This is a genomic window from Pantoea sp. F_5 (genome assembly GCF_008631595.1).
In the GTDB taxonomy this organism is placed as follows: Bacteria; Pseudomonadota; Gammaproteobacteria; order Enterobacterales; family Enterobacteriaceae; genus Pantoea; species Pantoea gossypiicola.
On sequence record NZ_VWUO01000001.1, the window covers coordinates 15,704 to 40,632 of the forward strand.

22 protein-coding genes are annotated in these 24,929 nt (G+C 56.5%); 17 read left to right on the plus strand and 5 right to left on the minus strand.

What is annotated here, in order from left to right:
- Positions 1-3: 3 nt before the first annotated feature.
- The 5 genes from rnc (at position 4) to acpS (ending at position 3,652) form a co-directional block, all read left to right on the plus strand.
- Positions 4-684, plus strand: coding sequence for a ribonuclease III (rnc, locus tag F3I44_RS00080; RefSeq protein ID WP_010257656.1), 681 nt, complete (start codon positions 4-6; stop codon positions 682-684).
- Positions 685-829: 145 nt separating this feature from the next.
- Complete coding sequence (gene era, locus F3I44_RS00085) at positions 830-1,735, plus strand: GTPase Era (RefSeq protein ID WP_033733549.1); 906 nt, start codon at positions 830-832, stop codon at positions 1,733-1,735.
- Between the two features lie 4 nt (positions 1,736-1,739).
- Positions 1,740-2,468, plus strand: coding sequence for a DNA repair protein RecO (recO, locus tag F3I44_RS00090; protein ID WP_150019283.1), 729 nt, complete (start codon positions 1,740-1,742; stop codon positions 2,466-2,468).
- A gap of 72 nt (positions 2,469-2,540) precedes the next feature.
- Positions 2,541-3,272: a pyridoxine 5'-phosphate synthase gene (gene pdxJ, locus F3I44_RS00095; RefSeq protein WP_013358756.1), complete on the plus strand. Its 732-nt coding sequence runs from the start codon at positions 2,541-2,543 to the stop codon at positions 3,270-3,272.
- Complete coding sequence (acpS, locus tag F3I44_RS00100; protein ID WP_013358755.1) at positions 3,272-3,652, plus strand: holo-ACP synthase; 381 nt, start codon at positions 3,272-3,274, stop codon at positions 3,650-3,652. Before pdxJ ends, acpS begins: the two co-directional genes overlap by 1 nt.
- Here the strand turns inward: acpS and F3I44_RS00105 are convergent.
- Together F3I44_RS00105 and F3I44_RS00110 are read right to left on the minus strand one after the other, a co-directional pair.
- Positions 3,649-3,897: a YfhL family 4Fe-4S dicluster ferredoxin gene (locus F3I44_RS00105; protein WP_033733547.1), complete on the minus strand. Its 249-nt coding sequence runs from the start codon at positions 3,895-3,897 to the stop codon at positions 3,649-3,651. The two genes, acpS and F3I44_RS00105, sit on opposite strands and share 4 nt — an antisense overlap.
- A gap of 55 nt (positions 3,898-3,952) precedes the next feature.
- Positions 3,953-4,792 (minus strand): MurR/RpiR family transcriptional regulator, encoded by an 840-nt coding sequence (locus tag F3I44_RS00110; RefSeq protein WP_150012637.1) that lies wholly within the window; start codon positions 4,790-4,792, stop codon positions 3,953-3,955.
- Between the two features lie 155 nt (positions 4,793-4,947).
- Between F3I44_RS00110 and yfhb the strand changes: the two genes are divergently transcribed.
- Positions 4,948-5,586, plus strand: coding sequence for a phosphatidylglycerophosphatase C (yfhb, locus tag F3I44_RS00115; RefSeq protein ID WP_033733545.1), 639 nt, complete (start codon positions 4,948-4,950; stop codon positions 5,584-5,586).
- 63 nt (positions 5,587-5,649) lie between these two features.
- On the plus strand, positions 5,650-6,141 hold the full coding sequence (tadA, locus tag F3I44_RS00120) for a tRNA adenosine(34) deaminase TadA (protein WP_147789540.1): 492 nt from the start codon (positions 5,650-5,652) through the stop codon (positions 6,139-6,141).
- On the opposite strand, the gene mltF is transcribed toward tadA, so the two are convergent.
- Positions 6,138-7,595 (minus strand): membrane-bound lytic murein transglycosylase MltF, encoded by a 1,458-nt coding sequence (mltF, locus tag F3I44_RS00125; RefSeq protein ID WP_150012635.1) that lies wholly within the window; start codon positions 7,593-7,595, stop codon positions 6,138-6,140. The genes tadA and mltF overlap by 4 nt on opposite strands.
- A 267-nt stretch (positions 7,596-7,862) precedes the next feature.
- On the opposite strand from mltF, the gene purL reads away from it, so the two are divergent.
- The 5 genes from purL to glnB all read left to right on the plus strand — a co-directional run bounded on the left by purL (position 7,863) and on the right by glnB (position 16,269).
- On the plus strand, positions 7,863-11,750 hold the full coding sequence (purL, locus tag F3I44_RS00130; RefSeq protein WP_150012633.1) for a phosphoribosylformylglycinamidine synthase: 3,888 nt from the start codon (positions 7,863-7,865) through the stop codon (positions 11,748-11,750).
- 562 nt (positions 11,751-12,312) lie between these two features.
- Positions 12,313-13,740, plus strand: a complete 1,428-nt coding sequence (locus F3I44_RS00135) for a HAMP domain-containing sensor histidine kinase (protein ID WP_150019157.1) — start codon at positions 12,313-12,315, stop codon at positions 13,738-13,740.
- Between the two features lie 3 nt (positions 13,741-13,743).
- A complete protein-coding gene (qseG, locus tag F3I44_RS00140) occupies positions 13,744-14,412 on the plus strand; it encodes a two-component system QseEF-associated lipoprotein QseG (protein WP_150012629.1) in 669 nt (222 codons plus the stop codon).
- Positions 14,412-15,746, plus strand: a complete 1,335-nt coding sequence (gene glrR / locus F3I44_RS00145; RefSeq protein ID WP_150012676.1) for a two-component system response regulator GlrR — start codon at positions 14,412-14,414, stop codon at positions 15,744-15,746. The genes qseG and glrR overlap by 1 nt, the downstream gene beginning before the upstream one ends.
- A 184-nt stretch (positions 15,747-15,930) precedes the next feature.
- The gene (gene glnB, locus F3I44_RS00150; RefSeq protein WP_003848647.1) at positions 15,931-16,269 is read left to right on the plus strand and encodes a nitrogen regulatory protein P-II; all 339 of its coding nucleotides are present in this window, start codon (positions 15,931-15,933) and stop codon (positions 16,267-16,269) included.
- A gap of 65 nt (positions 16,270-16,334) precedes the next feature.
- On the opposite strand, the gene hmpA is transcribed toward glnB, so the two are convergent.
- Positions 16,335-17,519 (minus strand): NO-inducible flavohemoprotein, encoded by a 1,185-nt coding sequence (gene hmpA / locus F3I44_RS00155; protein ID WP_150012627.1) that lies wholly within the window; start codon positions 17,517-17,519, stop codon positions 16,335-16,337.
- Positions 17,520-17,845: 326 nt separating this feature from the next.
- On the opposite strand from hmpA, the gene glyA reads away from it, so the two are divergent.
- Positions 17,846-19,099, plus strand: coding sequence for a serine hydroxymethyltransferase (gene glyA / locus F3I44_RS00160; protein WP_013358744.1), 1,254 nt, complete (start codon positions 17,846-17,848; stop codon positions 19,097-19,099).
- A gap of 441 nt (positions 19,100-19,540) precedes the next feature.
- Positions 19,541-20,689, plus strand: a complete 1,149-nt coding sequence (locus F3I44_RS00165; RefSeq protein WP_150012625.1) for a 3-phenylpropionate MFS transporter — start codon at positions 19,541-19,543, stop codon at positions 20,687-20,689.
- Here the strand turns inward: F3I44_RS00165 and csiE are convergent.
- A complete protein-coding gene (gene csiE, locus F3I44_RS00170; protein WP_150012623.1) occupies positions 20,671-21,939 on the minus strand; it encodes a stationary phase inducible protein CsiE in 1,269 nt (422 codons plus the stop codon). The genes F3I44_RS00165 and csiE overlap by 19 nt on opposite strands.
- Positions 21,940-22,094: 155 nt before the next feature.
- Here csiE and F3I44_RS00175 point away from each other — a divergent pair, with 155 nt between their 5' ends.
- The 3 genes from F3I44_RS00175 to F3I44_RS00185 all read left to right on the plus strand — a co-directional run bounded on the left by F3I44_RS00175 (position 22,095) and on the right by F3I44_RS00185 (position 24,909).
- The gene (locus tag F3I44_RS00175) at positions 22,095-22,721 is read left to right on the plus strand and encodes a DUF1007 family protein (RefSeq protein WP_150012621.1); all 627 of its coding nucleotides are present in this window, start codon (positions 22,095-22,097) and stop codon (positions 22,719-22,721) included.
- The gene (locus F3I44_RS00180) at positions 22,712-23,692 is read left to right on the plus strand and encodes a nickel/cobalt transporter (RefSeq protein ID WP_150012619.1); all 981 of its coding nucleotides are present in this window, start codon (positions 22,712-22,714) and stop codon (positions 23,690-23,692) included. Before F3I44_RS00175 ends, F3I44_RS00180 begins: the two co-directional genes overlap by 10 nt.
- Positions 23,693-23,895: 203 nt before the next feature.
- The gene (locus tag F3I44_RS00185; RefSeq protein ID WP_150012617.1) at positions 23,896-24,909 is read left to right on the plus strand and encodes a TIGR04086 family membrane protein; all 1,014 of its coding nucleotides are present in this window, start codon (positions 23,896-23,898) and stop codon (positions 24,907-24,909) included.
- Positions 24,910-24,929: the final 20 nt, after the last annotated feature.

A 24,929-nucleotide genomic window follows, 5' to 3' on the forward strand; every position in this document is an offset into this window, starting at 1 on the left:
CGCATGAACCCCATCCTGATTAACAAGCTTCAGCGCAAACTGGGCTACACTTTTACTCATTCGGAACTGTTACAGCAGGCCCTGACTCACCGCAGCGCCAGCAGTAAGCACAACGAGCGCCTGGAATTTCTGGGCGATTCTATTCTTAGCTATGTGATTGCGAATGCCCTTTATCACCGCTTCCCGCGGGTTGATGAAGGCGACATGAGCCGCATGCGTGCCACGCTGGTGCGCGGCAATACGCTGGCTGAAATGGCACGCGAATTTGATCTTGGCGAGTGCCTGCGCTTAGGGCCGGGTGAGCTGAAAAGCGGCGGTTTCCGTCGCGAATCGATTCTGGCGGATACGGTGGAAGCGCTGATTGGCGGTATCTTCCTCGACAGCAGCATCGAGCGGGTAGAGCAGCTGATCCTCGACTGGTATCAGACGCGCCTGGATGAAATCAGTCCTGGCGACAAACAAAAAGATCCCAAAACACGCCTGCAGGAGTATCTGCAGGGACGTCATCTGCCGCTGCCAAGTTATCTGGTGGTGCAGGTGCGTGGCGAAGCCCACGATCAGGAATTCACCATTCACTGTCAGGTGAGTGGCATGGCCGAGCCGGTCGTCGGCGTCGGCTCCAGCCGTCGTAAAGCCGAGCAGGCAGCGGCTGAACAGGCACTGATAAAATTAGGTCTCGAATAGGTCTGTCGGGGTGACAGTGCCGGAACCGGCGCTAAATCACTCACCCTCTGACAGCACTATCCCGGCGTCAGGAGACGCTGAATGACACATGACTCAAATAGCACTCTTCGGTGCCGCATCAGGCGCTGAACAATTCAGGACTCGAATGAGCGAAAACGTTACTTATTGCGGCTTTGTCGCGATTGTTGGCCGACCGAACGTCGGTAAATCCACCTTACTGAACCAGTTGCTGGGGCAGAAGGTGTCGATCACCTCGCGTAAGCCGCAAACCACGCGCCATCGCATCATGGGCATTCACACCGAGGGCAACTATCAGGCGATCTACGTCGATACCCCCGGACTGCACATGGAAGAGAAGCGCGCCATTAACCGTCTGATGAACCGTGCAGCCAGCAGTTCGATTGGCGACGTAGAGCTGGTGATCTTCGTCGTTGAAGGTACCCGCTGGACGCCAGATGATGAGATGGTGTTAAACAAACTGCGCGACAATAAAGTGCCGGTTGTGCTGGCCGTGAATAAAGTCGACAACATCCAGGATAAAACCATTCTGCTGCCGCATCTGCAGTTCCTGAGCCAGCAGATGAACTTCCTCGACATCGTGCCCATCTCTGCTGAGAGCGGCAAAAACGTCGATACCATTGCGGCCATTACCCGCAAGCATCTGCCGCAGGCCGATCATCACTTCCCGGAAGATTACATCACCGACCGCTCACAGCGTTTCATGGCGTCAGAGATGATCCGTGAAAAACTGATGCGCTTCCTGGGCGCTGAACTGCCTTACTCCGTCACCGTGGAGATTGAGCGCTTCGTGACCAACGAACGCGGCGGTTATGACATTCATGGTCTGATTCTGGTCGAGCGCGAAGGGCAGAAGAAGATGGTGATTGGCAACAAAGGTGCCAAAATCAAAGTCATCGGAACAGAAGCACGCAGGGACATGGAAGAGATGTTCGAAGCGAAAGTGCATCTCGAACTGTGGGTAAAAGTGAAATCCGGCTGGGCAGATGACGAACGAGCGCTGCGTAGCCTGGGTTATACAGACGATCTCTGATTCAATGGAAGGCTGGCAACGCGCCTTTGTGCTGCATAGTCGTCCCTTCAGCGAAACCAGCCTGCTGCTCGACCTGTTCAGCGAAAACGAAGGGCGGGTACGGGTGCTGGCCAAGGGCGCACGCTCGCGGCGCTCTCAGTTGAAAGGTGCGTTACAGCCTTTTACCCCGCTGCTGGTTCGCTGGAGCGGTCGCGGGGAAGTCAAAACCCTGCGTAATGCCGAAGCAGTGTCGCTGGCCTTACCGCTCAGCGGCATTACGCTCTACTGCGGTCTCTACGTCAATGAGCTGGTCTCTCGCGTACTGCAGCCGGAATCGCCCTTCCAGGAACTCTTTTTCGACTATCTCAACTGCCTTCAGGCATTAGCCTCAACGCACGGCAAGCCCGAACCCGCACTGCGCCGTTTTGAACTGGCGCTGCTCGGACACCTGGGCTATGGCGTCGACTTCCTGCATTGCGCCGGTAGCGGCGAGCCGGTTAGCGATGACATGACGTACAGCTACCGTGAAGAGCGCGGTTTTACCGCCAGTCTGGTGGTTAATCAGCGCAGCTTTACCGGTCGTGAGTTGCACGCCCTGTGCGAACGTGAGTTTCCCGACGCCGATACGCTGCGCGCTGCGAAGCGGTTTACCCGTATTGCCCTGAAGCCTTACCTGGGTGGCAAGCCGCTAAAAAGTCAGGAGCTGTTCCGCCAGTTTATCCCGAAGAAAAAGCCCGAACAGGCAGATGAATAGCGCAGGGTGTACCGACGGTTTATAGTTGCGCGGTACACTCAACATCACGATGGAAAAGAAGTGAGGATGGTTATGGCTGAGTTGCTGTTAGGCGTCAATATCGATCACATTGCCACGGTGCGTAATGCCCGTGGGACAAACTATCCCGACCCGGTGCAGGCGGCGTTCATCGCCGAGCAGGCAGGCGCAGACGGTATTACGGTGCACCTGCGTGAAGATCGCCGTCACATTACCGACCGCGACGTGCGTATTCTGCGTGATACCATCCAGACGCGCATGAATCTGGAGATGGCGGTCACCGATGAGATGATCGGCATCGCCTGTGATATCCAGCCCCATTTCTGCTGTCTGGTGCCGGAAAAGCGTCAGGAAGTGACTACGGAAGGCGGACTGGATGTGGCAGGGCAGCAGGAGAAGATGAACGCGGCCGTACGACTGTTGCGTGACGCGGGCATTCTGGTTTCACTGTTTATTGATGCTGACCACCGTCAGATCGAAGCGGCCGTTGCTACCGGTGCGCCTTACATCGAAATTCATACCGGTGCTTATGCCGAGGCTCCCGAGGGACGAGCGCGTGACGCAGAGCTGGCACGCATTCGCCATGCCGCGACCTTTGCCGCCAGCCTGGGGCTGAAGGTGAATGCCGGTCACGGTCTGACCTACCACAACGTGCTGCCGATTGCTGCGCTGCCGGAAATGCATGAGCTGAATATCGGCCATGCGATTATCGGTCGTGCGGTGATGAGTGGCCTGCCGGATGCGGTCAAAGAGATGAAGCAACTGCTGCGTGAAGCCCGCCGCTGATGGCTATTCTGGGACTGGGCAGCGACATCGTTGAGATTGAACGCATCGCCGACGTGATAGCGCGCTCCGGCGACCGGCTGGCGCGTCGGGTGCTGAGTGAAGCCGAATGGCAGCAGTATCAGGCGCACAAACAGCCGGTGCGCTTTCTCGCCAAACGCTTTGCGGTTAAAGAGGCGGCAGCCAAAGCCTTCGGCACCGGCATTCGCGGTGGTCTGGCATTTAATCAGTTCGAAGTTTACAACGATGCGCTGGGTAAACCGGGGTTACGCTTCTTTCAGCAGGCCGCTGACGTGGCAGAGAAGCTGGGCGTTAACCACGTTCACGTAACGCTGGCCGACGAGCGTCACTACGCCTGCGCCACGGTAATCATTGAAAGCTAGCCGTGCAGCAGCACGAACTTATCCCACAGCGCATCGCGTGATTCGGTGTGCTGTGGGTCAGTGATAATGGTGTTGTCGATGGGGCAGACCCGCTGACAGGTTGGCGCTTCGTAATGCCCGACGCATTCCGTGCAGCGGCTGACATCAATCTCATAGATCGCATCGCCCAGTGAAATCGCCTGGTTCGGGCACTCCGGTTCGCACATATCACAGTTAATGCATCTGGACGTAATCAACAGCGCCATTTATCCCACCTGGTAACAACAGAAAAAACGCGGGTATTATACGCGCTGCCACTGATCAGACCAGCTTTTTCACCAGCGCTTCGCTGTGACGAATATGACTCGACGCGCGTTCCGGATCGTTTTGCACCAGCGCCATAAACAGCAGATCGGTCAGGGCCAGTTGCGCCGTAGTCGAAGAGATCGCTGCGCTGCGGGTGCTCTGCTCTTCCGCCACCGTGTAAAGACAGTAGCTGGCACTCTGCTGCAGGGTGTTCGGCGTAAAGCCGGTAAACGCCACCACATCGGCCCCAACCTGAACCGCTTCCTGCGCCGCCAGATTAATCTCGCGCCGTTCCCCGGTGTAGGAGATAGCGAGCAGCACATCGCCTGGCCCCATCGCCTGCACGCTGGCCAGCAGGGCGTGCATGTCCTGTTCCGCCACCGCATTAATGCCAATCTTCATCAGCTTCCAGGAGAAGTCCTTTGCCACCAGGCCCGATGCGCCGATGCCGACCAGTAAAATGCGCCGGGCATTTTTCAGCAGCTGTAACACATCGTTGAGCTTCTCTTCGCTATTAATATCCAGCGTGGCGCGGATCGCCGAGAGTTTTTCAGTCAGCAGCTTTTCACCCACCATTTTAAGCGGGTCGTCACTGAGAATGTGGTTATGCACGGTAATGGCATCCTTGTCCGCCAGTGACTCACTCAGGGCGAGCTTAAGCGCCGGAAAACCTTTATATCCCAGCTTCTGAGCAAACTTCACCACGCTCGACTGGCTGACGCCGGACTCTTCAGCCAGCTTTTGCGAACTCAGGTGACGTGCCTTATCGGGTTGCGACAGTAAAAAATCCGCCAGCCGACGCTCGTTCAATGCCAGACGTGGGTAAAGCTGGCGAATGCGCAGCAATGAACTCATGCCCAATCCTCGTAATTCAGGGATAATCAGTGAAGAATAAACTATTCATCGGACATTGTAGTCATCGGAATTAAAAATGACCGTCATCGCCGTACCGCCTGATGATGGCTACACTACTCTTTATCATCCCGGAATCAGCCGTTAAGGAGAGTTGTTTGACCAGGGGAACACAACGTCGCATCGTATTTTTCGACCTCGATGGCACTTTGCATCAGCAGGACATGTTCGGCACCTTTATGCGCTATCTGCTGCGTCGCCGCCCGCTTAATCTGCTGCTGGTGGTGCCCTTACTGCCGGTGGTGGGCATCGGTCTGCTGTTCAAAGGCCGCGCGGCACGCTGGCCCATGAGCCTGCTGCTCTGGTCAATTACCTTTGGCCGCTCCGAGCAGACATTGCTGCGCCTCGAAGCCGAGTTTGCCCAGTGGTTTCGCCTGCGCGTAAAAGCCTTTCCGGTGGTGCAGCAGCGCCTGACGGATTACCTGGGCAGTGATGACGCTGACGTCTGGCTCATCACCGGATCGCCACAGTCGCTGGTGGAGCAGGTCTATTACGACTCCGCGTTTCTGCCACGCGTGAAGCTGATTGCCAGTCAGATGCGGCGCGGCTGGGGCGGGCGTGTGCTGGCGATGCGCTGCCTCGGGCATGAGAAAGTGGCCCAGCTTGAAGAGAAAATCGGCACGCCGTTACAGCTCTATAGCGGTTACAGCGACAGCAAACAGGACAATCCGCTGCTGTTCTTCTGTCAGCATCGCTGGCGGGTAACCCCGGCGGGTGAACTGCAACAGCTGGAATAAGTTTCGACACGCTCGCAGAGATCGCTATAATGCGCCGCTTTTCAGTCGCCCGGAGTGGTCAGCGTGAAACAACAAGATGAATACTGGATGCGCCACGCGCTGAGCCTGGCGCGCCGCGCCTGGGAGCAGGGCGAAGTGCCGGTGGGTGCGGTGCTGGTTCAGAACGACCGGGTGATTGGCGAAGGCTGGAACCGACCCATCGGCCAGCACGATCCGACCGCGCATGCAGAGATCATGGCGCTGCGGCAGGGCGGTAAAATACTGGAAAACTACCGCCTGCTGGATACTACGCTCTACGTCACGCTTGAGCCGTGTGTGATGTGTGCCGGTGCCATGGTTCACAGCCGCATTAGCCGACTGGTCTATGGTGCGCACGATATTAAAAGTGGGGCGGCGGGGTCGCTGCTGGATGTGCTGGGCCATCCAGGCATGAATCATCAGGTTGAACTGCACAGCGGCGTGCTGGCTGAAGAGTGTGCCGCCATGCTGAGCGACTTCTTCCGTATGCGTCGCGAGCAGAAAAAAGCGCTGCGTCAGGCGCAACGCCAGGGTTAGTTCATGGCGATCTTCGGTTCGACCGCCGGATAGCCCTTCGCCAGTTCGGTCTGGGCTTCAGCCTGCCGCGCCAGACGCTTCTCCTGCTCCTGCAGATAGCCCACGAGGCTTATCTGATACTTGCGGATATTCTCCACGTAGTTATAGGCTTCATGCCCACGGGCATAGCCATAAGCTGTCTGAGTGTAGTAGCGCTTCTGGCTTAACATGGGCAGACGCAGCTTCACATCCGCCCAGCTGTCCGGATTACCGCCCTGGCGTGCCGTCAGCTTGCGGACGTCAAGCATATGGGCATAACCCATGTTATAAGCCGCCAGCGCAAACCAGATGCGCTCATCTTCCGGGATGGTCTGCGGCACCTTCGCCATCATATCCTGCAGATACTGACTGCCGCCGCGAATGCTCTGTTCGGGATCGGTACGGTCGCCCACATCCAGGCTGTCAGCCGTGTTACGCGTCAGCATCATCATGCCGCGCACGCCGGTCGGCGAGGTAGCCTGCGGGTTCCAGTGCGACTCCTGATAGGAGATCGCAGCCAGCAGTCGCCAGTCGATGCTGGTAGCGTACTTCTCAAAAAGCGGCTTGATGTCGGGCAGCGTATTGTCGATGGCGCGCAGGAACGTGCGGGTATCAACATAGTCAAAGGTGCCGACGTGACCGAGATATTTCTCCTCCAGCCGCGCCATCGCGCCTTCTTCGCCCATACCATTAAAGAAGTCGAGCATTGCAGCATTCAGGCTGTCGTCATCGCTGTGCCGCACATACCAGGTTACCGGCTCTTCATCGGTAACATCGAACGCCACCGCCAGCTGCGGATAGATGCGCTGCATCAGGGCAATAGTAACGGAATCACCAATGGTATAGTCGAGCTTGCCGTCGGCGACCGCTTCCAGCAGAGCTTTAGGACTCTGATCGGTGGAGATCGCCCAGTCCAAATCGGGGAACTGACTGGAACGCGCACTCTTCAGCGTTGACAGATAGGCCGATCCTGACGCAACCGTTAGCCGCCCCTTTAAGTCACCGAGGTTTTTAGGGCGTGGCTTATCCACGCGATAGACCAGCTGTTGTGAAACGTTGTAGTAACCTGGCCCGGTCTGATAGCGCGTCAGGCGTTCATTATTGTAGTTCAGGCCAGCGGCCAGCAAATCGGCTTTACCATCGTCAAGGTCATCAAACAGATCGCTCAGGTTAGGACGAACCGTCACCTTCAGTTTGACGCCAAGATAATCGGCGAAGCGTTTTGCCAGCTCATAATCCATACCGGCCGGTAACTGGTTAACTGTGTAGTACGTCAATGGGGAGCTGATAGTACTGACCCGCAGGACTCCCCGTGATTTAATCTGTGAAATCCTGTCCTGCCCACCCCCATACCAGGGAATGGATGGCCACAGCGCTAACGCTAACAGCACGGCAACCAGACCGATAAACAGATAATTAAATTTTAGGCGTTTCAAATAGTTATCTCTCGCTGGCTCTAAGGCCTCTGTCTTTTAAAGGCAGTATTTATCTTCTTTGAACTCCCAGAGCGAGGGGCATTTTGCGCAACAAAATCACACTGAGCAACTTTTATAGCAGCTTTTGCGCAAAATTCAGGCAAATCCGGGTTACCAAAAATTGTGCGCAAACGGTTTCGTCACGAGGTCGCTTTCTCTATAATACGCCCCGTTTTCCCTGTTGCGCCCAATCAAGCGTCGCCCGGCGCCCTGACGAGAGACTTATTAATGGAAATTCTGCGTGGTTCGCCCGCCCTGTCGGCATTTCGTGTAAACAAACTGCTGACCCGCTTTCAGGACGCTCATCTGCCGGTGAGTGATATTTACGCTGAGTACATCCATTTTGCTGATGTCAGTACGCCCTTAACCGCTGACGAACAGAGCCGCCTGCAACGCCTGCTGAAGTATGGTCCCTCTCTCGCTGAACATGCCCCTCAGGGACGTCTGCTGCTGGTGACACCACGTCCCGGCACCATTTCGCCCTGGTCATCTAAGGCCACCGACATTGCTCACAACTGCGGTCTGCCGCAGGTACGTCGTCTGGAACGCGGTCTGGCTTTTTATGTGCAGGCTCCGCAACTGACGGAAGCGCAGTGGCAGACGCTGGGTACACTGCTGCACGATAGGATGATGGAAACGGTCTATAGCGATCTGGCGCAGGCAGAGCAGCTGTTTGCGCACCATACGCCGCAGCCGGTGAAGAGTGTCGATCTGCTCGGTGAGGGCCGTCAGGCGCTGGTTCAGGCAAATATCTCGCTGGGTCTGGCGCTGGCAGATGATGAAATCGACTACCTGGTGGCGGCATTTACCGCGCTGGGCCGCAATCCCAACGACATTGAACTCTATATGTTTGCGCAGGCGAACTCTGAGCACTGTCGTCACAAGATCTTCAACGCCGACTGGATTATCGACGGCGAGAAACAGCCGAAGTCGCTGTTTAAGATGATCAAAAATACCATGGAGCAGACGCCAGACTTCGTACTCTCTGCTTATAAAGATAACGCCGCCGTGATGGAAGGGTCAGAAGTCGGCCGTTTCTTTGCTGATGCCGGTGAGAGCGAATACCGCTGGCATCAGGAAGCCGCGCACATCCTGATGAAGGTGGAAACGCACAACCATCCAACGGCCATCTCGCCGTGGCCGGGCGCAGCGACCGGTTCCGGTGGTGAGATTCGCGATGAGGGCGCAACCGGGCGCGGCTCCAAGCCCAAAGCGGGCCTGGTTGGATTCTCGGTCTCTAATCTGCGCATCCCGGGCTTTGAACAGCCGTGGGAAGAGGACTTCGGCAAACCGGTGCGCATCGTCAGCGCGCTGGAAATCATGACCGACGGGCCTCTGGGCGGCGCTGCGTTTAACAACGAATTTGGTCGTCCGGCACTGAATGGCTACTTCCGTACCTATGAAGAGCAGGTCACCAGCCACAACGGCACCGAGCTGCGCGGCTACCATAAGCCGATTATGCTGGCGGGCGGCATCGGTAACATCCGTGCCGATCACGTGCAGAAAGGTGAAATCACCGTCGGCGCGAAGCTGGTGGTGCTGGGTGGTCCGGCCATGAACATCGGTCTGGGCGGCGGCGCGGCATCATCGATGGCTTCGGGCCAGTCGGATGCCGATCTCGACTTCGCCTCCGTTCAGCGTGACAACCCGGAAATGGAACGCCGTTGTCAGGAAGTGATCGACCGCTGCTGGCAGCTGGGCGATGAGAACCCGATTCTGTTTATTCACGACGTAGGCGCGGGCGGTCTTTCCAACGCCATGCCTGAGCTGGTCAGCGACGGCGATCGTGGTGGCCGGTTTAACCTGCGTGACATCCTGAGTGACGAGCCAGGCATGAGCCCGCTGGAAGTCTGGTGTAACGAATCACAGGAACGTTATGTGATGGCTGTAGCGCCCGATCAGCTCGCACAGTTTGAGGCGATCTGCCAGCGCGAACGTGCCCCGTTCGCGGTGATTGGTGAAGCGACCGAAGAGCTGCACCTGAGCCTGGAAGATAGCCATTTCGATAATAAGCCAATCGACATGCCGCTTGACGTACTGTTGGGCAAAACGCCGAAGATGACGCGTGATGTGGTGACACAGCAGGCACAGGGTACCGAACTGCAGCGCGACAGCATTACGCTGGTCGATGCGGTGAATCGCGTGCTGCATCTGCCTGCCGTAGCGGAGAAAACCTTCCTGATCACCATCGGTGACCGCAGCGTGACCGGCATGGTGGCGCGCGATCAGATGGTCGGTCCGTGGCAAATCCCGGTTGCCAACTGTGCGGTGACCACCGCCAGTCTCGACAGCTACCACGGTGAGGCCTTTGCTCTGGGCGAACGTTCACCGGTTGCGCTGCTGGACTTCGCGGCGTCGGGTCGTCTGGCGGTGGGTGAAGCCCTGACCAACCTGGCGGCAACGCAGATTGGTTCGCTGAAGCGCGTGAAACTCTCGGCTAACTGGATGTCTGCCGCTGGTCATCCGGGCGAAGATGCCGGTTTATATGCGGCGGTGAAAGCGGTCGGCGAAGAGCTTTGTCCGGCGCTGGGGATTACTATCCCGGTCGGTAAAGATTCGATGTCGATGAAAACCCGCTGGCAGGAAGGTACCGAACAGCGTGAGATGACCTCGCCGCTGTCGCTGGTGATTACCGCGTTTGCCCGCGTCGAAGATGTTCGTCGTACCGTCACGCCACAGCTACAGGCCGATCAGGATAACCTGCTGCTGTTGATTGACCTGGGCAACGGCGCGAATACGCTGGGCGCAACCGCGCTGTCGCAGGTCTATCGTCAGCTCGGCGATAAACCTGCCGATGTGCGTGATGCCACACAGCTAGCGGGCTTCTTCAATGCGATTCAGGCGCTGGTGGCTGAGCAGAAACTGCTGGCCTACCACGACCGCTCCGACGGCGGTCTGCTTGTAACCCTGGCCGAGATGGCGTTTGCCGGTCATTGCGGTATTGACGTTGATATCGCCTCGCTGGGCAACGATGCGCTGGCTGCTCTGTTTACCGAAGAGCTGGGCGCGGTGATCCAGATCAATGCCGCCGATCGCGCGGCAGTGGAGCAGATCCTGGCGGATCACGGCCTTGCCGCTTCGACGCATCTGCTGGGCAGCGCGCAGCCGGGCGATCGCTTTGTGATCCGTGCCGGTGACAGCGCGGTTTACAGCGAAAGCCGTACCACGCTGCGCACCTGGTGGGCGGAAACCACCTGGCAGATGCAGCGCCTGCGCGACAACCCGGCGTGTGCCGATCAGGAACATGAAGCGAAGAAGAACGACAGCGATCCGGGCCTGAACGTGACTCTGACCTTTAATCCGCAGGAAGATGTGGCTGCACCGATGATCGCAACGGGCGCACGTCCACGCGTCGCGGTGCTGCGTGAGCAGGGCGTGAACTCACACGTCGAGATGGCCGCCGCCTTTGACAGGGCCGGTTTCACCGCCATTGACGTTCACATGAGCGATCTGCTGGCCGGACGTCGCGGTCTGGAAGAGTTCCAGGCGCTGGTGGCCTGCGGCGGCTTCTCTTACGGTGATGTGCTGGGTGCCGGTGAGGGCTGGGCGAAATCGATTCTGTTCAACCCACGCGTGCGCGACGAGTTCGAAACCTTCTTCCACCGTCCACAAACCCTGGCGCTGGGCGTCTGCAACGGTTGCCAGATGATGTCCAATCTGCGCGAACTGATCCCGGGCAGCGATCTCTGGCCGCGCTTCGTGCGTAACCAGTCTGAGCGCTTTGAAGCACGCTTCAGCCTGGTCGAAGTGGCCGCCAGTCCGTCACTGCTGCTGGATGGTATGGCCGGTTCGCATATGCCTATCGCGGTATCGCACGGTGAAGGCTTTGTCGAAGTCCGTGATGCGACGCATCTGGCAGCGCTGGAGTCGAAAGGGCTGGTGGCACTGCGCTTTGTCGATAACTTTGGCAAGGTGACAGAAACCTATCCGGCTAACCCGAATGGCTCCCCTAATGGCATCACTGCTGTGACCAATGAAAGTGGCCGCGTCACCATTATGATGCCGCATCCGGAGCGTGTGTTCCGTACCGTCAGTAACTCCTGGCATCCGGCCGAGTGGGGCGAAGACAGTCCGTGGATGCGCATTTTCCGCAATGCGCGCAGACAGCTGGGTTAATTTAACCCACTGAAATGAACAGGAGGCCAGCGTGCCTCCTGTTCTTTTTTGCGTTGCTGTTGGCAAATGGCGACAACAGAGTCGTTGCGATGTCGCTGTATGGCGACATTTATCTCATTGATTTTTAATCGCTGCTTCTCAGGCTGGATTTAGTGTCGCCTTACGGAGACAGGCAGCCTGTGCTGATATAAGATTTTTCGCGACAGTCAGCGGGCGGTCCTGCTCAATTTGCTGAAAAATATAATGATTTATTTTATGGCATGGAACTTGCTATAATCATCCAGCTGCTCATTCACCTGTTTATGATTGCCCCGCTTAGCGGATAAGAGCTCATAAAGCCCGAATGACGCACCAAACGGAGCCTGCCGTCCACCTGACCGATAATCGCTTGCGTTATCAAACACCGGACGTAACGTTGAGTAAGGCTCCACCCATTCTTACGCGATGCATCACGCGTCGTGCCAGCGGCAGGCCATTGAGCCTGCCGTTTTCTTTTGTTCCCCTTTCTTCCGCAGACAGAGTCCGCTAGCATCCAGACAGCAAATCTTAAGGAAGCGGCTGCGTGAAAAAATGGCGTTTATTTCCCCGTTCTCTGCGTCAGCTGGTGCTGATGGCGTTTGTTCTGGTGCTGCTGCCCCTGCTGGTACTGGCCTGGCAGGCGTGGGAAAGTCTCTCTGCGTTAAGCGAACAGGCTGCGGACACCAACCGCAATACCTTCACCGATGTGCGCAGAAGTGAGGCGATGGCGCGAACGGCAGTTGAACTGGAGCGTAGCTATCGCCAGTACTGTGTGCTGGATGATGCCTCGCTGGCGCGCCTCTATCAGACTCAGCATACCCGCTACAGTCAGATGCTGAGCTCACACAGCGCCAGCCTGCCCGAACTGCCCGCATTCCAGACCTTACAGGCGACGCTGCCGCTGCTGACGCCACTAAAATGTGACAATGGCAATCCGGTGCCGGTTGCCGCAGAGGCGCTGGATCGCTTTTCTGCGACCAATGCGCAGATGGTGCAGGACACGCGCGAGGTGGTCTTTTCGCGTGGCTTACAGTTGCAGCGCGAAATTGCCGATCGCGGCCAGTTTTTTGGCTGGCAGGCGCTGATTCTGTTTATCATCAGTCTGGCACTGATGATGCTGTTTACCGGCATGATTATCGGTCCGGTTAAGCGCATTGAACGGATGATCAACCGGCTGGGGGAAGGGCGGGAGCTGGGTAACAGCGGGACATTTCGCGGTCCGCGCGAATTGCGCTCGCTGGGACAGCGCATTGTCTGGCTCAGCGAGCGGCTTCAGTGGCTGGAATCGCAGCGTCATGAATTTCTTCGTCATCTCTCTCATGAGCTGAAAACGCCGCTGGCCAGCCTGCGTGAAGGCACGGAACTGCTGGCGGATGAAGTCGCCGGCTCGCTGAATGCCGATCAAAAAGAGGTGGTCACCATCCTCGACAGCAGCAGCCGCCATCTGCAGCAGCTGATTGAACAACTGCTCGATTACAACCGCAAACTGGCGGATGGCCCGATCGCGCTGGAGCCGGTCAGCGTGGCGGAGATTGTGGATGGCGTCGTTAACGCACATGCGCTTTCGGCGCGCGCCAAACTGATGCAGACGGTCGTCGATCTTAAGGTCAGTCACTGCCTCGCAGAACCGATGTTACTGATGCGGGTAATCGACAACCTCTATTCGAACGCCGTGAACTACGGCAGCGAATCCGGTACCATCTGGCTTCGCAGTCAGCAGCAGGGCGATCAGGTCTGGATTGAGGTCGCGAATAGCGGCTTGCCAATCCCGCCGGAAGAGCAGGCGATGATTTTTGAACCGTTCTACCAGGGCAGCCAGCAGCGTAAAGGGCCGGTGAAAGGCAGCGGGCTGGGATTGAGTATCGCCAAAGATTGCCTGCGCCGGATGCAGGGCGACCTGATGCTGGTCTCCTGCGAGCAGGCTGACGTCTGTTTTCGAATTGAACTGAACACCACAGCCGGGAAAGTCTGACTGATGAAATATTTACCCGCTTTGCTGTTGAGCACGCTGACTACGCTGCTCCTCAGCGCATGTACGACCTCCCCGGCCACCTCCTCTTTGCCGTCAGGCCATCAGGTGGCGGAACCCGAGGTCAGAATCGCTGATTACCTGGCGACCCGCTGCAGTGACCTGTGGCCGATAGAAAAGAGCGCGGCGCTGGGCAACACCCTTTACTGGATGCGGGCGATCGACTGTGCTGAGCGTCTGTCTCCCGCGGAGGCCCGTGCCGAAGCCCATCGCTGGCCGGCTGAGAACTGGTCGCGCGCCTTTAAGCAGGGCGTGCTGATGTCCAACGGCAACGTGACGCCTGTTGAACGACGTCGCTATGTGGAAACGCTGGATCGCTACAGCGGCGATTTCCCACAGTCTGTGCGCCCACTGATTCAGCTGTGGCGCAGTAATCAGACCGCGCAGCTTGACCTCAGTGAAGCGCGCACCCGTTATGCCCATCTGCAGCAGAGCAGTGATACGCAGCTTGAGGCGATACGCCAGCAGATGGTGAAACAGCAGCAGCAGCTCAGCGACACGCAGCATAAGCTGGAGCGGCTGACTGACATTGAGCGCCAGCTTTCATCACGCAAAGCCCCGGATGTGTCTGACAGCGGTCATGGCACGGCGTTGCCGCAGGATGAGGAGCAATGATGATGAAACAAGCGGCAAAATTGCTGCTGGTGGATGACGATCCCAGCCTGCTGAAGCTGCTGGGCATGCGTCTTCGCAGCGAAGGATATCAGGTCACCACCGCGGCCAGCGGACCTGAAGCGTTGCGTCTGCTGCAGAAAGAGAAAATTGAGCTGGTGATCAGCGATCTGCGGATGGATGAAATGGACGGTCTGGCGCTGTTTGGCGAAATCCAGAAACGCCATACCAACTTGCCAGTGATTATCCTGACGGCGCACGGCTCTATTCCGGACGCAGTGTCTGCCACCCAGCAGGGCGTCTTCAGCTTCCTGACCAAGCCGGTGGACAAGGATGCGCTCTATAAAGCCATTGATGAGGCGCTGGCACAGCAGGTACCGGTCAGTGATGACCGCTGGCGCGAAGCGATTGTCACCCGCAGCCCGCTGATGTTGAAGCTGCTGGAGCAGGCGCACATGGTGGCGCAGTCCGACGTCAGCGTGCTGATTAACGGTCAGAGCGGTACCGGTAAAGAGATGCTGGCGCAGGCGATTCACGCCGCCAGCCCGCGTAACGGCAAGCCGTTTGTCGCCATTAACTGTGGCGCACTGCCGGAGCAGCTGCTGGAGTCAGAGCTGTTCGGTCATGCTAAAGGGGCGTTTACCGGTGCGGTCAGTGCCCGTGACGGTTTGTTTAAAACCGCTGGCGGCGGCACGCTGTTCCTGGATGAGATTGGCGATATGCCGCAACCGCTGCAGGTTAAATTGCTGCGGGTGCTGCAGGAGCGTAAGGTCAGGCCGCTGGGTAGCGATCACGATATTGAGATCGACGTGCGCATCATTTCAGCTACTCATCGCGATCTGCCAAAGGCGATGGAGAAGAAGGAATTCCGCGAGGATCTCTTCTATCGTCTGAATGTGGTGAATCTGAAGATTCCGGCGCTGCATCAGCGCACCGAAGATATCCCGCTCCTGGCTAATCATCTGTTACGTCAGGCGGCTGAACGCCATAAACCGCAGATTCGCAGTTTTTCCGTCGATGCGATGAAGCGTCTGATTGCGGCCAGCTGGCCGGGCAACGTGCGTCAGCTGGTGAACGTGATTGAGCAGTGTGTGGCACTGAGTTCATCGCCGGTGATTAGCGATGCGCTGGTGGAGCAGGCGTTAAGCGGTGAAAACAGCGCGTTGCCGACCTTTGCGGAGGCGCGCAATCAGTTTGAACTGAACTATCTGCGTAAGCTGTTGCAGATGACCAAAGGCAATGTGACCAATGCCGCACGTCTGGCCGGGCGTAATCGCACGGAGTTCTATAAGCTGCTGTCTCGTCATGAACTGGACGCCAGTGATTTCAAAGAGTAGCGGGGGCGGCGAAGTGATACCGGGACGTTGACTGCTCAGGCCCGACGCAGAATGGATGCAATCAGCACACTCTGACAGCGCTTGCGGCAACCTGAAGAAACCCGGATATTACCGCCCGACAGCGCCAGTAACATTTATACTTGATAAACCCTCTGACCATGGAGGGAGTGAAAAAGGGTCTGACATGAAAAAGATTGATGCGATTATCAAACCATTCAAACTCGATGATGTTCGTGAAGCCTTAGCGGAAGTGGGCATCACCGGGATGACCGTGAGTGAAGTGAAGGGCTTTGGTCGCCAGAAAGGGCACACCGAGCTGTACCGCGGCGCAGAGTATATGGTCGATTTTTTACCTAAAGTGAAAATCGAGATGGTGGTGGGCGACGATATCGTAGATACCTGCGTCGAGACCATTATGCGCACGGCACAGACCGGCAAAATCGGTGACGGTAAGATTTTCGTCTTCGACGTGGCGCGCGTGGTGCGTATCCGTACGGGTGAAGAGGATGAAGAGGCAATCTGATTGTCTTTTTATTAGCTCTTTATCAGCAAAAAAAAGCCCGCGCTGCGGGATTTTTTATGGCTCAATCACATGCCTTTGTGCGGCCCAAACAGCTCGTAATGAATACGAGTATCTGCCACACCGGCATCCCGCAGTTGCGCCACCACATGCTGCATAAAGGGCAGAGGGCCACAGAGATAGAAGTGGGTGTCAGGTGAGGTGAGACGTGCTGAAAGCACGGTGATATCCATCAGACCCTGTGTGTCATAGCGACCGGCATCCTCAGCCTCGGGCTCGCGGTACCAGACATGACTGACGAAATCGGCGAGCTGTGCGCCTGTGGCACGAACTTCCGCGCTAAACGCATGCTGTTTGCCGTTCTCTGCCGCGTGCAGCCAGCTGACCGGCGCGCCGTGCTGACTTGCTGCCAGCACATGGAGCATCGCCAGCATCGGTGTCTGACCCACGCCTGCGGAAATCAGAGCTACCGGTGTGGCAGGATCGACCTCAAGGAAAAAGTCGCCGTGCGGCGCGGCGAGCATCAGCTCATCACCCACCTTGCCATTCTGATGCAGCCAGCCGGAGACGGTGCCCTGCGCTTCACGTTTCACCGCGATGCGATAATCTTTACCGTTGCTGAGATGCGTCAGCGAATACTGACGAATCTGGTGATGTTCGAAGCTGGCAGGCTGCAGGTAGACCGTCAGATACTGACCGGGCTTAAAGGCGGCTATCGGGCCACCATCTACCGGCGTGAAGGTAAAGCTTTTAATCAACTCGCTCTGCTGCGCAATCGCGCTGATGCGAAATGCCCGGGTGCCGCGCCAGCCGCCGGTTTGCTGCTCAGTGGCCTGATAAATTTCCTCTTCGCGATTGATGAATATATCTGCCAGCACGCCGTAGGCCCGGCCCCATGCCGCCAGCGCCTCTTCGCCCGGATCCAACAACTCTTTAAGGGTGGCCAGCAGATTTTCACCGACGATGGCGTACTGCGCAGGCTGAATATTCAGGCTGGTATGTTTCTGCGCAATCTTTTCCACCGCAGGCAGCAGCACGGCCAGATTCTCCAGGTTCGCGCCATAGGCACAGATGGCGTTAAACAGCGCTTCCCGCTGATCGCCATTGCGCTGGTTGTTCATGTTGAAGACGTTTTTAAGTTCCGGATGGTGCGACAGCATGCGGTCATAGAAGTGGGCGGTAAGCTTTGGACCGCAGGTGGCGATGGCTGGCAGAGTCGATTTAACGGTAGCGATGGTGTGTGCATCAAGCATAAAGGCGGCCTCTTATTAAACATGTATTTTAAATGCATCTTATAGCCGCTTCGTCTGCGGTGTAAATAACCCAATGAACTTTCTGGTTGTCTGAGTGGCAACTTTTCAGTGCATCATGAAAAACCTTTGTCACAGCCTGAAGAAAAATCGTGGTGTCTGAACAGGGTCAAAAGGTGTAAAAATGCCATGCCAGCAGCCAGCCAATCGTTTGCGTAAAAAGAGGCTGTTCACCCTACCTTCACCTGTTAAAACGGTTTACACTGTGGGCCTTCGCCCCTGAAGGGGGGTAAATACCGTCAGAAAGTTAGCTGAGTCAGGAGATCCGGATGTTAAAGCGTGATATGAACATTGCCGATTACGATGCCGAGTTGTGGCAGGCGATGGAGCAGGAGACAGTGCGTCAGGAAGAGCACATAGAACTGATTGCTTCTGAAAACTACACCAGCCCGCGTGTTATGCAGGCACAGGGTTCTCAGCTCACCAATAAATACGCTGAAGGCTATCCGGGCAAACGCTACTATGGCGGCTGTGAGTACGTTGATATCGTTGAGCAACTGGCGATCGACCGTGCAAAAGAACTGTTTGGCGCTGATTACGCTAACGTGCAGCCTCACTCTGGGTCACAGGCTAACTTCGCGGTTTACACCGCGCTGCTGCAGCCGGGCGATACCATCCTCGGGATGAACCTGGCGCACGGTGGACACCTGACTCACGGATCACCGGTTAACCTGTCCGGCAAACTCTATAACGTAGTGGCTTACGGTATCGATGAGACCGGTAAAATCGACTACGACGAACTGGCTGAACTGGCGAAAACCCACAAGCCAAAAATGATCGTTGGCGGATTCTCAGCGTACTCCGGCGTCTGCGACTGGGCAAAAATGCGCGAAATCGCGGATAGCGTGGGTGCCTGGCTGTTTGTGGATATGGCACACGTTGCTGGCCTGATTGCCGCAGAAGTCTATCCAAGCCCGATTCCACATGCGCACATCGTGACCTCTACCACCCATAAAACGCTGGCGGGTCCGCGCGGCGGCATCATTCTGGCGAAAAACGGCGACGAAGATTTCTATAAGAAACTGAACTCTGCTGTCTTCCCTGGCGGTCAGGGCGGTCCACTGATGCACGTTATCGCCGGTAAAGCGGTTGCCTTCAAAGAGGCGATGGAGCCGGAGTTCAAAACCTACCAGCAGCAGGTGGCAAAAAACGCCAAAGCGATGGTAGAAGTGCTGATCGAGCGTGGCTATGACATCGTGTCTGGCGGCACCCATAACCATCTGTTCCTGATCGATCTGGTGAGCAAAAATCTGACCGGTAAAGAAGCCGATGCGGCGCTGGGCCGTGCCAACATCACGGTTAACAAAAACAGCGTGCCAAACGATCCGAAAAGCCCGTTTGTGACGTCCGGTATCCGTATCGGTACACCAGCGGTTACCCGTCGTGGCTTCAAAGAGGCAGACGTACGTGAGCTGGCTGGCTGGATCGCCGATGTGCTGGATAACATCAATGACGAAGCAACCATTGAGCGCACCAAAAAGAAAGTGCTGGATATCTGCAGCCGTCTGCCGGTCTACGCTTAATCGCTAACCTGTTGTGAGACAGCATAAAAAGGATGGCATCTGCCATCCTTTTTTATTGCCTAAAAAACGAGTGCGAATTAGCTGTAAGACCTGAGTTGCTCAGGAAACACGGTCAGATCGGAAAGTCGCTAAAGCCAATCCCTGGCCGCTCGGCCCGCGCGATTACACACCTCATCCCTGAGGTGTGCCCGTACCGGGCCAACGCTTTGCGTTGTTCAAAAACGCTCCCGGCATTTTGTCCATGGCGCGGGGCGCTTTCCTCCTCTGACCGTGTTTCCTGCGCGTTAAAACTTAGAGGTAGCGGTAAGAGGCGCTCTGATTTGGACTGGTTAGTGTTCTGAAAGGATAGCAGATGCCATCCTTTTTTATTGCCTGTCCCGCAGGGCTCTGCCAGAGTAGCGCCCACTCATGCTGCGAGGCAGCAAACCTGCTGGAGGGAATATGGCAATCGGCTCCGCCAGATGGCTCGGATTGGGCTACTTCACTTACTTCTTCTGCTACGGCATCTATCTGCCATTCTGGGGGGTGTGGCTGAAAGGCACCGGCCTGGATGCTGAGAAGATTGGCCTGCTGCTCGGCTGTGGTATGGTCGCGCGCTTCGTCGGTAGTCTGCTTATCGCCTCTCAGGTTAAGAATCCTGGCCGGTTGATTACGGCGCTGCGTCTGCTGGCGTTGATGACCTGCCTGTTCGCCGCCGGTTTCTGGGTAGGTGAGCAGTGGATGTGGCTGCTGACTGTGATGATCGGCTTTAACCTCTTCTTCTCGCCGCTGGTGCCGCTCAGCGATGCGCTGGCGGCGACCTGGACACAGCAGATTGGGCTGGCGTACGGGCCGGTGCGGCTGTGGGGATCGCTGGCCTTTGTAATCAGCTCGGCGTTAACCGGCGTGCTGGTCAGTGCTTACTCCTCTCAGGCTATTCTGCTGCTGCTTTCCGTTGGTGTCATCGCCATGCTCGCGGGCATGATGCTGAGACCGGCTACCCAGCCACAGGGTCATGAGCGTCAGAGTGCTGCTGGCGGTGGCTGGCAGGAATGGCGTGATTTGCTGCGTGAAAATGCAGTATGGCGATTTATGCTCTGTGTAACGCTGCTACAGGGCGCGCATGCTGCCTATTACGGCTTCAGCGCTATCTGGTGGCAGGAGAGCGGCTACTCCGCCTCGACAGTGGGTTATCTCTGGTCGCTGGGTGTAGTGGCGGAAATTATCGTGTTCGCTCTGAGCAACCGCCTGTTCCGCCGCTGGAGCGCGCGTGACCTGCTGCTGCTTTCAGGCATCTGCGCGCTCATTCGCTGGGGCCTGCTGGGAGCCAGCACCGCGCTGCCGCTGCTGATTGTGGCGCAAATACTTCACTGTGGCAGTTTCACCGTCTGTCATCTGGCGGCGATGCGCTTTATCGCGGCGCGGCAGGGGGCGGAAGTGATCCGTCTGCAGTCGCTCTATTCCGCGCTGGCGATGGGCGGGGGGATAGCGATAATGACCATGATCTGCGGCGTACTGTTCGCGCATCTGCAGGGGCATCTTTTCTGGGTGATGGCACTGGTAGCCCTGCCCGCACTGTTTCTGCGTCCCGGCTACGACTCCAGTAAATAACGAATGCGCTGCTGATGGTGCAGCGTCAGCGGCAGTTCAGCATGTACCAGTGGCGGTGAGAACAAGGGCAGAGAGGTGGGGTAGGGCGAGATAATGATGTCGGTGTCCCGCGGCGCGCCATCCCGCTGAAACTGCTTCACATCCAGATAAGAAATATTGATCGGCAGCAGCGTGATCTCCCGGATCTGCTGCTCCACATCCTGCTCCAGGTCGGCATCGTCGCCGGTCAGTATCAGGACCTGCTTCTCCTGCAGCGCACTCTCCTGCATCAGCCAGGCACCAAAAATAATGGTGACTAAACCCACCTCTTCCGGCGTAAAAGTAATATTGTAGTGCTGCTCAAAAGCCTGCAGGGCCTGCTGAGTTGTACGCAGCAGGCGAGGATAGAGTCGGCTGACATCCAGTGCCACACTATTGTCGATACCGATAGTAAAGTGAGTGCGATCGAGCGCCTGCGCCAGATGCGGATAAAGCTGGTGCAGCAGTTCGTCACGGTCAGCAAAGGTGATTTCGGCACAGGCTTCAAAGTCATTGATCAGTTGCTGCGTCGCGTTCATCAACTGCTGCTCAGCAGGATGGGCAATCGCGCCCACGACCGGCGTATGAATCTGGCTGAACAGCAGCGTCCAGAAGTCGGTTTCACTGACATGTGGGGCAAGATGGCAGCGTTTTCGCCAGTGATGTATCACATCTTCGGCGGCCTGCCGCTCAGGCTTCTGCTGCAGCCAGAGGGACTGCGCCTCGCTGAACAGCACCGGCTGACGCTGGCACAAGCCATACTTCATAAATATCTGCAGAAAAAGCCGGTCGCGTTCGCTGAAATCACGCTTCAGACGCAGGCTGCAGTGCTGAATCAGCGCCTGTAAATTGGTCTCATCCCATAACGCTTTTTCAATCTTCATGATCTTCAGGCGCTGACGCAGCGGCGTGGCAAAATGTTCGCAGACAAAATCCTGCGATAAACGCAGACTGCGTCGCAGGTTGTGCAACAGACAAAGGCGACGGTCCAACTCTGTACCATGAAGACGAAAGCTGCCATCCACCATCTGATGCAATTCCAGCTGGTGATATCGCTGTATCTCAAGGCCTACATCCGCGATATCCTGTCGGGCAACGGCAGGATCGATGCCATTCAGCTGGCAGATCTTTTCAAGCGTAAGCACGGGTGCGGGCAGAAACAGCAACAATAAAAGATGGCACTGACGCTGTGAACGGGTGAAGAGTGGTGCCAAAGGGGTAGCAGAACTCATCAATCAGATTTCCAGCAGGCTATTTTGAGCTAAGCGTAGTCAACCCGGTCAGCGTCCGCGCGGTTTACGCGGTTTATTTGCCGGAGGTTTAAGGCGGGTCACAAAATTTTGTTACTTATAGATTCTTTTCATCAGGAACGTTACTTTATAACATTATGAAACGCGCACTCTTTGCCTTACTGATGGTATTAAGTCCGGCTCTGCTGGCCCATCCTCACAGCTTCATCGACATGAAAACCGAACTGGTGGTGCAGGGTGACACCTTCACCGGATTAAAGATGATCTGGACCATGGATGAAATCACCTCCGCCGATCTGCTGTATGACGCGGGCGAGGCGAAGCCTGGCAGCGTAGTGTGGAAAAAGCTGGCGGCAGGCGTGATGGCGAACGTACTGGGCCAGCACTACTTTTCTGAAATCTGGCACAACAAACAGCGGGTAAAGTTTTTGAATCTGCCAACGGAATATAATCTGTCGCGTAACGGCCACAAAGCGGTACTGGAATTTGTTCTGCCACTAGCGGAACCTCCGACGCTGGCCGGGCAGCGTTTTGAGATCCTGACCTTCGATCCCACTTACTTCGTCGATATGTTCTATGACAATCCCGGCGCGTTAACGCTGCCGCCGGCGTTGCAGACCCGCTGTAAATTTGCGCTCAACACGCCAAAACCCAATGCTTCTCTGAAGCAGTATGCGCTGTCGCTGGATAAAGCCGATGCGCCTGCGGAGGAGATGGATTTAGGTCGCCAGTTCGCACAAACGGTGGTACTGACATGTCAGTAATCTCCGCCCCCCTGCGGGCTTCCCGGCTCTGGCCTCTATGGTTGCTGGCGGGACTCTTCATCGGCGGCGCGCTGCTGGTCTGGCTTTACTGGTCGCAGATTCTGCTGCAGAGCGTGCTGTTGCAGAAAGATCTGCACCGGCAGATGACCCAGCTGCTACAACAGGTTGCGGATCAGCCCAACAAGGCTGGCCTCTCGCTGGTGATATTCAGCCTGCTGTATGGCGTGCTGCACGCGCTGGGTCCGGGCCACGGGAAAGTCGTGATCGCGACTTTTCTGGCGACCCATCCGAGTCGCGTCAGAACCAGTATCAGGCTGACGCTGCTCGCCTCACTGTTGCAGGGATCAATCGCCATTCTGCTGGTAACGGTGATGCTGGTACTGCTGAAAACCTCGTCGCGTCAGCTGCATCTCAGCAGTTTCTTGCTGGAGAAGGGCAGTTATCTGCTGGTGATCGGGCTGGGCGTGATGATCGGGTATCGGGCGCTGCGTTCGCTGTGGCGGGCATTGCGTCCGCGGCCAGCCCCGCAGTTTCGTGCCTTCCGGCCCAACCATCAGCATGATGAGCATTGCGGCTGCGGACATGCGCATCTGCCGACGCCGCAGCAGATGAGCGGCAACATCAGCTGGAAAACCCAGATGCTGGTTGTGGTATCGATGGGATTACGCCCCTGTTCCGGTGCGATTATGATGCTGCTGTTTGCCAAAGTAATAGGTGTTTATGGCTGGGGCATTCTCTCTGCTGCCGTGATGGCGGTCGGCACGGCACTGACCATTTCGGCGATTGGCCTGCTGGTTCAGCAGGCGCGTTCGGTGGCGCAGCGGCTGGCACAGCCTGGTGCTGCGCCTGGCATCACGCGACTACTGATGCCAACGCTGGCCTTAACCGGTAGCCTGATTTTAATTGTGGCGGGTATCGCATTATGGCAGTCAGCACAGCTGACGCCGGGCGGCGGAATTCGACCTTTCTGACTATAAACGCAGCGGGAATAACATTCCCGCGGTTATCCTTACCTCGCTAATTATCTCTGAATTCATCTCTTTATTTTTTCTCTGGGCAGTTTAGTGGAGAAATAACTATTCCCTGTCTACGCTGTTAATACCAAAACGGCATTCTGCCGTCGGCATGATAAAAGATCAGAACAGCTTTCTGTTTATTGCGAGGAGTATATTTCATGGCTGATACCCGTATTAATAATGGCTATACCGAAACGCTGGCGACCGGGCCGGCAGGACTACCGTTAAAGCGTATTTCCTGGAGCGCGGTGTTTGCCGGTGTTATTTGTGCATTAATCGTTCACATCATCCTGACGTTGCTGGGCACAGCCATTGGTGCTACCACCGTTGATCCGATGAAAGAACAGAATCCGCTGGACGGCCTTGGCACTGGCGCGCTGGTCTGGACGGCCATTGAGATGCTGGTCGCAATGGCGGCGGGTAGCTATGTTGCCGGTCGACTGGCACAGCGTGAAGGCGCACTTCACGGTTTACTGATGTTTGGCCTTAGCACAATTTTCACTATTTACCTGGCTATTGCGCTGGCAACCAGCGTATTAGGTGGCGCGATGAATATTGTGGGTTCAGGCTTCCAGGCGCTGGGTAGTGGTATTTCCGCCGCTGCGCCTTCGGTTACTCAAATGGCAAAAGAAAAGCTGCAGGAAAATAATATTAATTTAGACAATCTGCAGAACGAACTGGAAACTACATTACGCCAGACCGGTAAGCCGGAATTACAGCCAGAGAATCTGAAGCAGGACGCAAATAAAGAAGCGCAGAATGCAGAAAACCAGGCTAACAATACCGCGAACCATCCGCAGACAGCTGATACCGATCTGACCAACTGGGTAAAAGGAGTGATGGATCGTCATTCAGATACTCTGCAGGCAGCCGATCGTGACGCACTGAAAAATATCATTAAAGCGCGTACCGGTAAAAGCGATGAGGAAGTGGATCAGATCGTTGCGAAAACCGAGCAGAGCTATCAGCAGGCTGTCCAGAAGTATAATGAACTGAAACAGCAGGCTGAGCAGAAAGCACGTGAAGCAGGCGAAAAAGCCGCTGCTGCGACCGCTAAAGCGAGCTGGTATGCCCTGATTCTGCTGATCATTGAAGCCGTACTGGCTGGTGTGATGGGTATGGTGGGCCGTCGTACTCAGCCCCGTCAGGTACTGGCACACGAACGTCGTTAATCATCACTGATTAACTGGCA